Consider the following 14,273-nt stretch of genomic DNA (forward strand, 5'->3'; position numbering starts at 1 on the left):
TACCGCTACCTCGAGTTCTTCTACAACCGAAAGCGATCTAACAGTACCCTCGGATATATGTCGCCGGTACGATTTGAGCAATTGTACTACGAGAGAGCAGCATAACTTAAGGGTGTCCACTCTATTGACAGAAGAGCATATTACCTGTTACAGCACGGGAAAGGTGTTCCTTGGGAGCGTTAACGGGGAATTTCCCGCTTACAGAGGGGCGGCGGAATCTGTCGACGCTTACGCTTAAGTCGAAGCACAATTAAAAAAGCGTGGGCAGCCCATAACAGGCCGACCACGCGCTTTTATGATTGCATGAGATATTCAACTTACTACTGGCCTAGCGCTTGCAAGCCAAGCGCCATAGCGCCTGTGATGCCAGCACGGTCATCGAGACCTGGAGCCACAATATATTCGCTGTTCGTATCCAACACCGCTGGATGCTGAACATATCCGTTCAAGAGACGCTTCACTTCCTCGCGAATGCGCGGGAACAAGTGCAGCTGCTTCGACACGCCGCCGCCCAAGATAATCTTCTCAGGTGAGATCGTCAATATATAGTTCATGATCGCTTGAGCCAGATAGAACGCTTGGAAATCCCAAGCCTTATGATCTTCACCAAGCTCATAAGCCTTAACGCCCCAACGCGCTTCAATTGCAGGCCCTGCCGCCATGCCTTCAAGGCAGTCATGATGGTAAGGACATTTGCCCGCATACGTATCTTCAGCATGACGCTTAATCATGATATGACCCATCTCAGGGTGCGTCAATCCGTGTATAAGCTTGCCTTCCACAACAGCGCCAGCACCAATACCGGTACCTACCGTAATGTACAGGCAGCTGTTCAAGCCCTTGGCAGCGCCGAACATTGCTTCCCCAAGCGCCGCGCCGTTCACATCAGTATCGAAGCCGATCGGCACATCAAAATGACGCTTCAAATGGCCCACCACATCATATCCGCTCCAATGCGGCTTAGGTGTCATCGCGATATGTCCATACGTCGGACTGTTCAGATTCAAGTCAATCGGCCCAAATGATCCGAAGCCGATCGCGTCAACGCCTTTATCCTTAAAGTATTCAACGACACGTCCCATCGTCTCTTCTGGAGTCGTAGTCGGGAATGATTCAATACCTTCAATCTTACCGTCCGGAGTTCCTACGCCTACGACGAATTTCGTGCCTCCGCCTTCAATTGCACCTATTCTTGTCATATCTATTTCTCCTCGCTCTCCTACCTGCAATCTCTTCATAGTTTCATGTTGTGATTAGGTTGACGTTCATTATGCTAATTATACGACACCTCTTACGCATATTCATTATATCATTTAGGTTAAATTAATAAATAGATGTGATCGCGCGATTTATAGTTGTTCATTTTTACCATAAACCCATAGACTTTATCCCTTTGCTGTATTAAAATATCTCTAACCATTCGATCAATCTAAAGGAGGAACTCTTATGACAACATCCGCTCAAGCAGGTATGTTTGGACAGTTCGGCGGCAGCTTCATCCCGCCTCAGTTGCAGCAAGCGATGGATCAATTAGCAGATGCTTTCTACCGATATAAGGATGACCCCGACTTCATCGAAGAATACAATTACTGCTTGCGGGAATACGTTGGCAGACCTAGCCCGTTGACCTTTGCCAAGCATCTGACGGACAAGCTCGGAGGAGCAAAAGTATACCTGAAGCGCGAAGATCTGAACCATACCGGTTCTCACAAGATTAACAATGTATTAGGTCAGATCCTGCTTGCTAAGCGGATGGGCGCTCATCGCATCATCGCTGAGACTGGTGCAGGGCAGCACGGAGTTGCAACAGCAACTGTCTGCGCGATGTTCGGCATGGAATGCATCATTTATATGGGCGCGGAGGATATTCGGAGACAAGCTTTGAACGTATTTCGCATGGAGCTTCTCGGCGCTAAGGTCGTTTCGGTCACGAAAGGACAAGGCCGGTTGAAAGATGCTGTGGATGAAGCGCTTAATGATCTCGTGGAAAATTATGACCATACCTTCTACTTGCTCGGTTCAGCAGTGGGACCGCATCCATATCCTTCGATCGTGCATCATTTTCAATCGATTATCAGCCAAGAATCCAAGCGCCAGATCCTAGAGCTGGAAGGAAAACTCCCCACTGCTGTTATCGCTTGCGTTGGCGGCGGCAGTAACGCGATCGGTTCGTTCGCGCATTATCTGGATGAGCCCTCTGTACGCTTGATTGGCGTTGAGCCGGATAAGGCAGCGACGATGAAGCTTGGTGTTCCTGCTGTGCTGCATGGCTTCAAATGTCTGGTGCTTCTCGATGAAGAAGGCAATCCAGCCCCTACTTACTCCATCGCCGCTGGACTTGATTATCCTGGCGTAGGCCCTGAGCACAGCCATCTGAAGGAGTCCGGACGCGGAGAGTATGTTGCGGTATCCGATGAAGAAGTTCTGAACGCGTTCCAGGTTCTATCCCAAACAGAAGGCATCATTCCAGCGCTGGAAAGCTCTCATGCCGTTGCTTATGCCTTAAAGCTTGCGCCAGAGCTAAACAAGGATGACATCATCATCGTGAACATTTCTGGTCGCGGCGATAAAGATGTGGAGCAAGTATTCGAAATGCTTCGAAAATAAAAACAACCACCTAAAAGCAGCCTTGGACCGAATTCACCATTCGGACTGAGGCTGTTTCTATTTCCTCGCTCCCCTCCAGCAGCCCCCTCTGTAAAACTTCTCCACGCCCATGCTCCTAAACTATTAATACTTAACAGCCGATATAGTATAAATAGTATGTCTACAGGAGGAGCCAGCCGTGCAACGCATTGTTAGAAAGATCAATCAATGGCTGCTGATCATGATCACGCTCGTCGTATGTGCTCTTTCGATCCAAGCCGCGCTGCGCACACCAAAGGAACACCAATCATCCGATCCATTATTCCGCATAACTGCGGATGATGTCGTGCTGATGATGTACAGTAATACCGCGCGCGTCGGACAGTATCTAGTGTCGATTGACGAGCATGTGCCTGATGCAGCTCCCTACGTGAAGGACGGGGAAACACTCGTGCCGGCTCGATTTCTTGCAGCCCGCCTGAACGCACAAATAACAAGTCAGGATAAGCCAGGATACATCAACCTGTCTTCTGAGGATACAACCCTCGAATATCAAGGAAATGTTGCTGTAGTCCGTTCACATTCAGGAAATACGTCTCAGCGAATAGAATTGAACACCGCTCCAATCGTAAAGGACGGTATCACTTATGTGCCGCTTCGCGCCGCAAGCGACGCCCTAGGTCGCAATCTGTTCGTACAAGACGGTATTGTGTTTATGACGAAAAATAAAACAGCGCCCCCGCCCGAGCAGTGGAATAGCTGGCGTGAAGAGCTGTCCGTTTATATTGCATATGAATCATTCGGTTCGTATACCGTTGATTCACAAGGTACGACGCAGGCTCTATTCCAGAGCTGGAGCGAAGCGTACGCTTACGCGACTCAAGCTCCTGGGCGAACTATTAAATATCGCGGCGATATCGCACTTTGGGATCCGAAGAAGCAGCCGCCGAACGAGCTGCGGCTAACTGGAGCCCCGCTCATTCTCCAGCTGCCCGATCTGCCGCGCGGCTGTGAAGTAACCTCGCTTGCGATGCTCCTGCAGCATGCAGGCGTTCAAGTTGATAAGATGGAGCTGGCCAACCGGATCCGTAAAGATCCAACGCCGTATCGCAAGTCTGATGGGGTCACCTACTTCGGCAACCCGCATGATGGGTTTGTTGGCAATATGTACACCTTTGATCAGCCGGGGCTTGGTGTGTATCATGATCCGATCGCTGACTTGGCTGAACAGTATGTGCCGGGTCGGGTTGTTGACCTGACGGGAACATCGTTCGAGCACCTGCTCTGGATCGTAGGTCAAGGTCATCCAGCATGGGTTATACACACTACCTTATATGATGAAGTGCCAGCATCAGCATGGCTCACATGGCAGACACCGTCTGGTCCGGTCAAAGTAACGTATTATGAGCATTCGATGCTCGTCACCGGCTATGACGAGAAGTATGTATACGTGAATGATCCGCTTAACCGTAAGGATCGGATTGAGCGGGCGGCATTCCAACGCGGTTGGGAACAGATGGGAAGCCAAGCGATAATTATATTACCTGACACGGCGAAATAACTAAAGAGGGGCATTCACCGAACATTTATCGGTGAATGCCCCTCTTCTATTCAATCCGAACCAGCATCCTTAGAAGATTTGCCCGCTCGCTTCATATATTCATCGTAACGGTCATCCAACTCCTGCGCCATTTGTCGATACTGAATCGTTTCCTCTACAATTGGATCCATCATTGTCTGGATTCGAACTTCAGTCCGCGGCGCCAGCTTCTTGCGAGCACCTTCTTGCGGATCTTCCGCCTGCATGTCTCCAAAGGTGAGCAGCGTTTCAATCTGTTCTTCCAGATCGGTTACGGACTTTGGTTTCTTCTCGTCCACAGTCATACCTCCTTCACCCATGTAGCATGCGCATGGCAAAAGAATTTCATGAATGAACTAGGCCGATATTGCATTCTAGCCTTGTGCATCCGCCTCTTTCAACACATGAATCACATCATCGTGGATGTGTCCATTGGTCGCAAGCATGTCACGCACACACAATTGATACGGTTGGCCATGTGTATCTGTAATCTTCCCTCCGGATTCGGTTACGAGCAGACTGCCCGCAGCCAGATCCCATGCGTTCAGATTAAGCTCCCAGAAGCCGTCCAACCGACCAGCTGCTACATAAGCGAGATGAAGCGCTGCCGAGCCGCCGTTCCGTATGTTGCGCACCTGCGGCGCAATTGCGGTCATCCCCTTCAGATTAAGCGGAAGCGCCCGCTCGCGTTCAGTAGGGAATCCAGTCGCCATCAAGCATCCAGAAAGCTCTGTTTCAGCAGATACCTGCATCCGCAGACCGTGAACATATGCGCCTTTGCCTTTCTCAGCGACGAACAGTTCATCTCTCATCGGATCGTATACGACACCTACGACAACCTCTCCTTTATGCGCAAGCGCAATAGAGACCGAGAAGTAAGGAAACCCGTGAACGAAGTTCGTTGTTCCATCCACAGGATCGATGATCCATAAATATTCAGAAGACTTCAATTGATTGATCGCATTATTTGCAGCGTCAGCTCCAGGAGCTACGCTCTCTTCACCTAATATGTCATGGTCAGGAAAATGCGTCATAATCAATTTCTTGATCATGACCTCTGCACCTTTATCCACCTCAGTGACAATATCATGCATTGAAGATTTTATCGTCAAGGACTTGAATTGACCAAGTCGGGATTTGATCCATTCTCCAGCTTTCGCCGCGGCGTTAACCGCCACTGCTGTATAACTTTTGCTGCTTACTACATAAGGTTCTTGCTCTTGACTTCCCACCTGATCTCACACCCTTTACATAAAAATGTCAGTACCCTCTTTAACTATACGTGCACTATTGCACAAAGTTTCACTGCATTCAGCGGATGTCACTATTATATCATCATTAGCCCCAGAAGCCGCTTATAATCATGCGTATCGCCAAAACGAACAACGTAATTCGCAGCAGCATCAGCAAGCCTTTGCCGGACATGCGGTTCGCTATTGAAGCGCCTATCTTGCCTCCAATCCAGGCGCTTGGCGCCAATACGAGCACTAGACTCCAATCGATTGCTCCGTTCCAAGCATGAACCGTCGTTCCCAGTATAGAACTAAGAAAGATCACAAACATCGAAGTGGCTGTCGCGATATGCGCAGGATAACGAAACAGCAGTACCATTAAAGGCACAAACAAGGAGCCGCCGCCAATGCCAAATAAGCCCGAAACAAAGCCAACAAAGAAGCCGATCACGAGCATCACTGCAATATTTTGCCCATATTCATGCTGTACGCCAGCACCGTCAACGAATGAGCGGGTAACACGCCAGTTAATATGCAATGGCTTCATTCGTTCCTTCATGATCATCAAGATCGCCATCGCCAGCATAAAGAAGCCGAATACGATCTGGAAGGAATCATTTTGAAAATATTGAGTCATAGCAGCCCCGAGCATTGAAGCAGGACCGCTTGTTATAAAATACAATACACCGCTCCGCCAATCCACGCGTTTCACTTTCTTGTAGGCAAGAGTTGAGGATAATGAAGTGAAGATGAGAACAGCTAAGGAAGTAGCTACAGCCGTTTGAGAGCTTATGTCTTGATTAAGAAAGGTAGGACCCAGAAAGATAAGACCGGGAACGAGAATAATTCCCCCGCCCAAGCCGACAAGGCTGCCAAACGAAGAAGCCACCAAGCCGATAAGGACGAGCACTAATATAGTTTCTAGCACACTATGTTCCTACTTTCACATATTGAATTTGAGCTGTACAAGGACTACGAGCTTGATAGCCGCCCCTGCCGCAGACAGTCACCCTTTCTGGTGCAGTGACCAGAGAGGACAACTGGCTGCGAGAGCGACATGATCGTCGATCCGATTATACGCCTACAATATGGTAGCCGCTGTCGACATAGATGACTTCACCTGTAATACCGCGTGACCATGGGCTCATCAGGAACATCGCTGTATCGCCCACTTCCGCTGTATCGGTTGTACGGCGAAGAGGAGCCTTCTCTTCCACCTGTCTAAGGATCGAGTTGAAATCGGAGATCCCCTTAGCAGCCAGCGTACGAATCGGTCCAGCCGATATCGCATTCACACGCACATTGAATTGACCAAGATCATTGGCCAAGTAACGTACGGAAGCCTCAAGAGCAGCCTTCGCCACACCCATAACGTTATAGTTCTTCATCGCGCGCTCAGCACCCAAGTAAGTCATAGTCATGATGCTGCCGCCCTCCGTCATCAGCGGATACAAGCGCTTCGATACCGCTACGAGCGAATAAGCGCTGATATCATGAGCTAATGCGAAGCCAGCACGCGAAGTTTCTGCATACAAGCCTTCTAATTCTTCTGTCTTGGCAAATGCAATGCTATGTACTAGCCCGTGCAGTACGCCAAACTCTTCTTTTAATTGTGCAGCGAGTGTGTCGATCTCCTCATCAACGGTTACATTGCAAGGAAGAATCACGGAATTCGGAATTGTTTCCGCCAATTTGCGAACACGGCCTTCCACTCGCTCACTCTCATATGTAAATGCCAATCTTGCGCCTTGAGCAGCCAGTGACTGTGCAATCGCCCATGCGATACTGCGATCATTTGCAACGCCCATAACTACAATATTCTTGCCTGCCAACACCTGGGACATATTGTTCCTCCTCTTTATAACAACGGATACTTCATAGTCAACGTATCGTATTTTACGAACATTTTCAAGCACAAATTAGTACCTAGTCACAATTCACGGCTAATTGTACTGCAATCCTTATCTCCCTGTTAACCTTCTATTTTAACTGTCGCATGATCCATGACCTCTACCCCTTCACCTGCATAGGACATCAGCATTCTCATAAGGGCGAACAACGCCTCATCCTTCCGCTTCGCCTCGATCATGACATCAAGCCGATCGGTTATAGGCGCAATGCTTCGCATAAAGGCCAGCAGCGGCGCGACATCCACGTAGTCAGCATGACCACGTGGATCCTTCTCACTCTTCGGACTGGAGACGTGAATCTTCGGCGGCAGCGGATCATCTGGAGGAGCGTCGGCTTGTCCGTATGGTGTGTCCCAAGTCTTTAGGACTCGCGGCCACAGCTCCTCTGGCTTATCGCCGTCATTGTTCACCCATTGGTGATGAATGTCGAGCACCATCGGCACTTGAAGCTGCTCACATATCTCCAGCGTTTCCCGAGCTGTAAACGTCTTGTCGTCATTTTCTAATGTCATCCGACGCTTGATGGATTCCGGCAGCCTTGTAAAATGCTCGATAAAGCGCCCCCCTGCCGCCTCCTTGTCGCCATATGCCCCGCCGACATGAATATTGTTCTTCGCGCGCGCGTCCAGTCCCATCGCCTCCAGCATCCGAACATGATGCTCCAGATCTCGGATGGACTTCTCCAGCACCTCCTGGCGAGAGGTGCTTAGAACTGTAAAGTGGTCGGGATGGAAGGAGAGCCTCATCCCGTGTTTATTTGCATAGTCTCCTATTGCGAGAAATGCATCCGCCAGCGCGGGAAACGGATCCCAATCGTGAAGCGCCTCATGTGTCGCCAGCGGGATCAGCTTAGATGAGCAGCGATAGAGACGGATATCATGCGCTATACTATGCTTCAACAACCGCAGCGTATTATGAAGATTCTCTTCCGCCAACCTTTCCAATTTGCGAATGGCAGCTTCGCGATCATCCAGCTTACTGAAGCTGGTGTATGTCATCGTTCTGGAAGGAGAGGAATTGGCAACAGTCATAGACATCGCGACATAACCGAATCGCACCAGCATAGGCAATCGACTCTCTTTCTATTCAGCGTGCTGTCTTCATAGGAATGACACTGAATGGCACGTTCTTAATACTATCGTTTCCTAATATATTTCAGTTCATAAGGTGTAGTCTGGATAATTTGATCGCAGCAGCAATATGCCGAGCAATATGCCGATATCGTGACAAAGCTATTTATAAGAAACTTTCTCTTCGATCATACGTCACTATGAAAGAGTAGATCCTAATAAAGGGGTGCAAGCACGATGGAACAACGCATTGAGCAGTGGTTAAATGAATTGACGATTGAGGAAAAAGCCGCATTAACAGTAGGCGCCAGCTTCTGGTCTACTGAACCGATCGAACGACTAGGCATACCGTCTATCAACATGACAGATGGTCCGCATGGCGTACGTAAAGCGCAGGCCAATACGGAGATCGGCTTCGATTCGATTCCAGCAACCTGTTTTCCAACCGCGTCCGCATTAGCTTCATCCTGGAATACGGAACTTTTGGAACGGATCGGACACGCATTGGGTCAAGAAAGCCAAGCTCTAGACGTACAGGTGCTGCTCGGCCCAGGCATCAACATGAAGCGTTCGCCGCTGTGCGGCCGCAACTTTGAATATTTCTCAGAAGATCCTTTGTTATCCGGCACGCTCGGAACCGCTTGGGTGCGCGGAGTACAGGGCGAAGGTGTAGGCGTTTCACTGAAGCATTATGCGCTGAACAATCAGGAGCATGAGCGGATGACGATCAGCGCGGAAGTGGATGAGCGCGCGATGCATGAGATTTATTTGAGCGCGTTTGAGCAGGTGGTGAAGGAGGCGCAGCCTGCGACGATCATGGCCGCTTACAACAAGATCAACGGGGTGTATGCGACGGAGCATGAATACCTGTTGGAGCATGTATTGCGCGAGCGCTGGGGCTTCGAAGGCATCGTCGTGTCCGATTGGGGCGCGGTCAATGACAAGCCCGCTTCGATTCGCGCGGGCATGGACCTGCAGATGCCGGGGCGCGACGACGCCGGCGCGCAGAAGCTGGCGGCGCTCGTGCGGAGCGGCGAGTTCCCCGAGGCGCTGCTCGACCGCGCCGTGCGGCGCATTCTGCGCCTCGCGGCGGAGGTGGATTCGCACCGCCGCATGGGGGCGAGCTTCGACGCGGAAGCGCACCACCAGCTCGCGCGCGAAGCAGCGGCCGAGTGCATCGTGCTGCTGAAGAATGAAGCCGGCTTATTGCCGCTTCATCCAGACCGTCAGCAGCACGTTGCGGTGATCGGCCGCTTTGCGCGGGAGCCGCGCTTCCAAGGCGCCGGCAGCTCGCAGATCGTGCCGACGCAGGTGGACAGCGTGCTCGCCGAGCTCGAGAAGCTCGCCGGCGGGCGCATGCGCTTCACCTACTGCGAAGGCTACGGCGACAGCGCCGAGCCTGACGAGGCGCTCATTGCGGCGGCCGTCGAAGCGGCGCGCGGCGCTGATGCCGCCATCATCATGGCGGGGCTGCCGCCCGCGTTCGAGTCGGAAGGCTTCGACCGCAAGCATATCGATATGCCGGCAGCGCATGATCGCCTCATCGAAGCGGTCTGCGCAGCGCAGCCAGCGACAGCGGTCGTGCTCGTGAACGGCGCCGCGGTCGCGATGCCTTGGGTCGATGCGCCTCAGGCGATCGTAGAGAGCTGGCTCACCGGGCAAGCATCCGGCGGCGCGGTTGCCGACGTGCTGCTCGGCGCGGTGAATCCGTCCGGCAAGCTGTCGGAGACGTTCCCGGTTCGACTGCAGGATACGCCTGCCTACTTGAACTTCCCGGGCGAGCACGATCAAGTTCATTACGGCGAAGGCATCTTCATAGGCTATCGCTACTACGATAAGAAGAGCATCAAGCCGCTGTTCCCATTTGGATACGGGCTGTCGTATACAACCTTCGCATTATCTGATCTGCAGCTAAGCTCCGGCAGCATATCAGATCAGGAAGCTTTGAACGTATCCCTTCAGGTTACGAATACCGGCTCTGTGGCTGGAGCCGAGGTTGTGCAAGTGTACGTTCGCGACATAGCTTGCAGCGTTCAGCGCCCAGAACGCGAGCTCAAAGCCTTCGGCAAAGTATGGCTCGCTCCAGGTGAAACGCAAACGGTGACGCTCACGCTCCAACCTCGCTCCTTCGCCTTCTATGACACGACGCTCCAAGATTGGCGCGTAGAGTCAGGCTCGTTCGAGATCGCGGCGGGTACATCAAGCGCTGACCTGCCGCTGCGCCAGATCGTGGAGGTAACCGCAGCTGAACCATACGCGCAGCCGTTCCACAGCATGTCGCTCTTGAAGCATGTTCTAGCTTGCTACAGTGTTGAACAGGCGCTGGGCATGCTGTTTGAAACATTCGGCGTCGAACCGCCGCAATCCGGCGCGCTCTACCAAGACGAGTTCATGCTCACCTTCGCCATGGATATGCCGATTGGCAAGCTCGTCAAGATGATGGCGCAAGTCGATTCCGATCAAGCGATCAACGCTTGGATTGATCGCTTGAATGAGCAGCATAGCTAAACATGCTTCAACATAGCAGAAGTCCGAGGATTCAATAATCCCTCGGACTTCTTTGCAACTCAATTGGTTAACTGCCTTTCATGCAGTCAATTCACCCATCTCCCCGCCTAAAGAGGTGGTTCAACCGCAATATATACAGTTATTTAGGGTGCAACCGGTCGAGAATACCTTCAGCAGCTAAATTAACTGTACGATATGAAGTTATTCCCCAGACTCCATATTCGGCGCCAAATTAACTGTACATTTTGCAGTTAAGTCTGATGCCGGCGATAGCTGCTATTTCCCCACATCGAATGCCACCCAAACTCGGCCGCATCACCGTATCTCCGCGCCGCTTCCAAATTACGCTATAATCATGCGATCCTCACGCCGAACTCAGCCCTATCGAGCATTACATCTCCTCGATCCTGACCCAGCGCCGCTCGCTGATAGAGCGCTCCACCGCCTCCAGCACCTGCTGGCACTTTACGCCGTCGCGGAAGTTCGGCATAGGCTGTCTATCCTCCGCGATCGCTTGCAGCAGCTCCACCGTCTCATGGATGAACGTGTGCTCATAGCCGATCGTGTGTCCCGCAGGCCACCACGCCTCCATGTAAGCATGAGCCGGATCCGTGGCTATCACGCGGCGGAAGCCCTGCACATCTGCCTCATCGCTAGTAAAATACACTTGCAGCTCGTTCATCCGCTCGAAGTCGAACTTCACGCTGCCCTTGCTGCCGTTGATCTCAAACGCGTTCGTGCAGCGATGTCCCGGCGCAAACCGCGTCGCCTCAAAGCTGCCGAGCGCTCCATTCGCGAAGCGCGCCATGAACAGCGTAGCATCATCCACGCTCACAGCCGCTCGCTCTTCGTCCGCTCCACCCATCGCGTTACTTTTTCCGCTCGCCTCGCGCTCGGTTCCACCCGCTCCATGCGCATCAGCGCCGTCCGCCTCAACTCCCGCACCGCTGCTCCGACTAATCGCGCTCAATCCGCTCATCGCCGCCGGCAGCGGCCGCTCCTTCACGAACGTCTCGCTCATGCCGATCACCTCATCCAGATCACCGATCAGGTAATGAGCGAGATCGATCAGATGTGCGCCCAGATCGCCATGCGATCCTGAGCCCGCTACCTCCTTCTGCAGCCGCCAGACGAGCGGAAACATCGGATCCACGATCCAATCCTGCAAGAATTGCGCTCTCATATGATAGATCCGACCGAGCCGCCCGTCCTGAACCAGCTTCTTCGCGAGCTGCACTGCGGGAGCGAAGCGGTAATTGAAGCCGACCATATGCTTCACACCCGCCGCCTCCACCGCTTCCAGCATCTCGCGGGAATCCGCCAGCGTCAGCGCGAGCGGCTTCTCGCAGAAGATATGCTTACCGCAAGCTGCTGCGGCGAGCGCAATTTCCTTATGTACATTGCTGGGTGCATTAATATCGATCAAGTCGATATCGTCCCGCTTCACCATATCGCGCCAATCCGTCTCATAACTCTCCCAACCGAACTGCCCCGCCGCCTGCCGCACTGCGTCGGCGTCACGTCCACAGATAGCCCTCATTATCGGCTTCGGCACATTCGGGAAAAACATCGGCACATCGTGATACGCATGACTATGCGCTTTCCCCATGAATTTGTATCCAACCATTCCTACTCGAATCTCTTGCATCCGCTTCTCCTCCTTAACGGTAGTACAATCGTTTGTAGAGTATATGAATGTCAGCGTACATTACTTACAATATCTTTTCTATACTGCAAGGCGCTTCTCCTGCTACTGGACAACCCTGACAAAATCACTATTGACTTCGGTGGTCAACAAGAATACAATCATCTTGACCACATCGGTCAAGATCTTGTCTCTGCGGAATGGAGGTGCAAACTATGTTCGAGAAATTTCATAGTATCGACGCGGAGAAGCAAGCGCGAATCCTCAATGCGGCAATGAATGAATTTGCGCGTAATGGCTATGCTAACGCCTCAACCAATGAGATCGTGAAAGCCGCTGGAATATCCAAAGGGCTGCTGTTTCACTATTTTGACAACAAGAAGCAGCTGTTCCTATACATCTACGATTACTGCTTGGATATTTCCATGAAGGAGCTATACGAACAAATTGACTTTGAGGAGACCGACCTATTCGCCAAGATCCGTCAGATTCAGAACATTAAGCTGGAGATCGTGCTGCGTCACCCTGAGTTTTTCAGATTTGTCGAAACTGCATATACCGATCAATCTTCCGACATTAAAGATGATATTGATCAACGCAATACAGACCTGCTTGCATCCAGCATGAGCCGTCTCTTCGCCAACATTGACCATTCCAAATTCAAAGACAATCTAGATATACCTAAGACGATCAATATCATCCTTTGGAGCTTGGAAGGCTATGGTCAACAGCTGATGAAAACAGCAAAATTAACAGGTCAAGAATTGGATTATGTTGCAGCAGCACATGAGTTTGATCATTATATTGAGATCTTAAAGAACGGCTTCTACAAATAACGCTTGGAGGTTGCCCCTATGAATGTGATCGAGATTAAGAACTTAACGAAGAGATACGGTAATGCTAGAGGTATTGAGGATGTTAGCTTCAATGTTGAAGAAGGAGAAATCTTCGGCTTCATCGGTCCTAACGGGGCGGGTAAATCGACCACGATTCGCACCTTGCTCTCCCTCATCTATCCAACAAGCGGCAGTGCCACGATATTCGGCAAGGATATCGTCAAGCATTCATCCGACATCAAGCAGCTCATCGGGTATTTGCCGTCAGAAGTATTTTATTATGAGAACATGAAGGTTATTGATCTGCTCAAGTACTCCGCTTCCTTCTACAAGAAGGATTGCAATCAGCGCATTCATGAACTCGCATCGATGCTTAATCTCGACCTCAACAAGAAGATTGAGGACCTGTCCTTCGGCAACAAGAAGAAGGTAGGGATCGTGCAGGGACTTCTCCATTCACCGAAGCTGATTATATTAGATGAACCAACCAGCGGCCTGGACCCGCTGATGCAGCAAACCTTCTTCGAGCTTATTAAGGAGGAAAATAAAAAAGGAGCAACCATCCTGTTCTCCTCGCACATCCTGAGCGAAGTGCAGCATACCTGCGACCGCGTTGCCATCATTAAAGAGGGCCGGATCATCAAGATTGAGAAGATCAGCACGCTGCGTGAAAATACGTATAAGAAGATTGCTGTCGAAGCCAAGCAACCGATTAATCGCCAGCATTTTGATGTCAAAGGAGTTACGAAGCTCGACGTCCATGACAAGTCCGCAACCTTCTTGTTCAGTGGCAGCATGAATGCGATCATGAAGGCGTTAGCTGCGCTTGACCTCCGTAACATAAGCATCGAGGAGCCTGATCTTGAGGAAATCTTCATGCACTACTATCAGAAGGAGGAGTAGGCTT

Annotated in this window: 12 protein-coding genes; 5 read left to right on the forward strand and 7 right to left on the reverse strand. The window is 51.2% G+C overall.

What is annotated here, in order from left to right:
• Positions 1 to 320: 320 nt before the first annotated feature.
• Positions 321 to 1,199 (reverse strand): ROK family protein, encoded by an 879-nt coding sequence (locus ACXX53_RS21625; RefSeq protein ID WP_458570768.1) that lies wholly within the window; start codon positions 1,197 to 1,199, stop codon positions 321 to 323.
• Between the two features lie 247 nt (positions 1,200 to 1,446).
• Here ACXX53_RS21625 and trpB point away from each other — a divergent pair, with 247 nt between their 5' ends.
• Positions 1,447 to 2,607 (forward strand): tryptophan synthase subunit beta, encoded by a 1,161-nt coding sequence (gene trpB, locus ACXX53_RS21630; protein WP_458570769.1) that lies wholly within the window; start codon positions 1,447 to 1,449, stop codon positions 2,605 to 2,607.
• Positions 2,608 to 2,785: 178 nt separating this feature from the next.
• On the forward strand, positions 2,786 to 4,147 hold the full coding sequence (locus tag ACXX53_RS21635) for a C39 family peptidase (RefSeq protein ID WP_458570770.1): 1,362 nt from the start codon (positions 2,786 to 2,788) through the stop codon (positions 4,145 to 4,147).
• 50 nt (positions 4,148 to 4,197) lie between these two features.
• Here ACXX53_RS21635 and ACXX53_RS21640 read toward each other — a convergent pair whose 3' ends face one another.
• The 5 genes from ACXX53_RS21640 to uvsE all read right to left on the reverse strand — a co-directional run bounded on the left by ACXX53_RS21640 (position 4,198) and on the right by uvsE (position 8,371).
• On the reverse strand, positions 4,198 to 4,470 hold the full coding sequence (locus ACXX53_RS21640) for a hypothetical protein (protein ID WP_458570831.1): 273 nt from the start codon (positions 4,468 to 4,470) through the stop codon (positions 4,198 to 4,200).
• Between the two features lie 69 nt (positions 4,471 to 4,539).
• Positions 4,540 to 5,397 carry an inositol monophosphatase family protein gene (locus ACXX53_RS21645; protein WP_458570771.1) on the reverse strand — a complete coding sequence of 286 codons (858 nt, stop codon included), beginning with the start codon at positions 5,395 to 5,397 and terminating at the stop codon, positions 4,540 to 4,542.
• A gap of 106 nt (positions 5,398 to 5,503) precedes the next feature.
• Positions 5,504 to 6,325: a sulfite exporter TauE/SafE family protein gene (locus ACXX53_RS21650; RefSeq protein WP_458570772.1), complete on the reverse strand. Its 822-nt coding sequence runs from the start codon at positions 6,323 to 6,325 to the stop codon at positions 5,504 to 5,506.
• Between the two features lie 145 nt (positions 6,326 to 6,470).
• The gene (fabI, locus tag ACXX53_RS21655; protein WP_458570773.1) at positions 6,471 to 7,241 is read right to left on the reverse strand and encodes an enoyl-ACP reductase FabI; all 771 of its coding nucleotides are present in this window, start codon (positions 7,239 to 7,241) and stop codon (positions 6,471 to 6,473) included.
• Positions 7,242 to 7,369: 128 nt separating this feature from the next.
• On the reverse strand, positions 7,370 to 8,371 hold the full coding sequence (gene uvsE, locus ACXX53_RS21660) for a UV DNA damage repair endonuclease UvsE (protein WP_458570774.1): 1,002 nt from the start codon (positions 8,369 to 8,371) through the stop codon (positions 7,370 to 7,372).
• 243 nt (positions 8,372 to 8,614) lie between these two features.
• Here uvsE and ACXX53_RS21665 point away from each other — a divergent pair, with 243 nt between their 5' ends.
• A complete protein-coding gene (locus tag ACXX53_RS21665; RefSeq protein ID WP_458570775.1) occupies positions 8,615 to 10,885 on the forward strand; it encodes a glycoside hydrolase family 3 C-terminal domain-containing protein in 2,271 nt (756 codons plus the stop codon).
• A gap of 391 nt (positions 10,886 to 11,276) precedes the next feature.
• On the opposite strand, the gene ACXX53_RS21670 is transcribed toward ACXX53_RS21665, so the two are convergent.
• Positions 11,277 to 12,533, reverse strand: a complete 1,257-nt coding sequence (locus ACXX53_RS21670) for a Gfo/Idh/MocA family protein (RefSeq protein WP_458570776.1) — start codon at positions 12,531 to 12,533, stop codon at positions 11,277 to 11,279.
• Between the two features lie 212 nt (positions 12,534 to 12,745).
• Between ACXX53_RS21670 and ACXX53_RS21675 the strand changes: the two genes are divergently transcribed.
• Together ACXX53_RS21675 and ACXX53_RS21680 are read left to right on the forward strand one after the other, a co-directional pair.
• Positions 12,746 to 13,366, forward strand: coding sequence for a TetR/AcrR family transcriptional regulator (locus ACXX53_RS21675; RefSeq protein ID WP_458570777.1), 621 nt, complete (start codon positions 12,746 to 12,748; stop codon positions 13,364 to 13,366).
• Between the two features lie 18 nt (positions 13,367 to 13,384).
• Entirely contained in the window at positions 13,385 to 14,269 is an 885-nt protein-coding gene (locus ACXX53_RS21680; RefSeq protein ID WP_458570778.1) for an ABC transporter ATP-binding protein, read from the forward strand.
• Positions 14,270 to 14,273: the final 4 nt, after the last annotated feature.

It is taken from the genome of Paenibacillus marinisediminis, from assembly GCF_054343325.1.

Bases quoted from the DNA above. Each gene is read 5' to 3' on its own strand.
- ACXX53_RS21670 (WP_458570776.1), bottom strand. From the start codon at position 12,533: ATGCAAGAGATTCGAGTAGGAATGGTTGGATACAAATTCATGGGGAAA.
- ACXX53_RS21665 (WP_458570775.1), top strand. From the start codon at position 8,615: ATGGAACAACGCATTGAGCAGTGGTTAAATGAATTGACGATTGAGGAA.
- fabI (WP_458570773.1), bottom strand. From the start codon at position 7,241: ATGTCCCAGGTGTTGGCAGGCAAGAATATTGTAGTTATGGGCGTTGCA.
- ACXX53_RS21640 (WP_458570831.1), bottom strand. From the start codon at position 4,470: ATGACTGTGGACGAGAAGAAACCAAAGTCCGTAACCGATCTGGAAGAA.
- ACXX53_RS21675 (WP_458570777.1), top strand. From the start codon at position 12,746: ATGTTCGAGAAATTTCATAGTATCGACGCGGAGAAGCAAGCGCGAATC.
- trpB (WP_458570769.1), top strand. From the start codon at position 1,447: ATGACAACATCCGCTCAAGCAGGTATGTTTGGACAGTTCGGCGGCAGC.
- ACXX53_RS21680 (WP_458570778.1), top strand. From the start codon at position 13,385: ATGAATGTGATCGAGATTAAGAACTTAACGAAGAGATACGGTAATGCT.
- ACXX53_RS21625 (WP_458570768.1), bottom strand. From the start codon at position 1,199: ATGACAAGAATAGGTGCAATTGAAGGCGGAGGCACGAAATTCGTCGTA.
- uvsE (WP_458570774.1), bottom strand. From the start codon at position 8,371: ATGCTGGTGCGATTCGGTTATGTCGCGATGTCTATGACTGTTGCCAAT.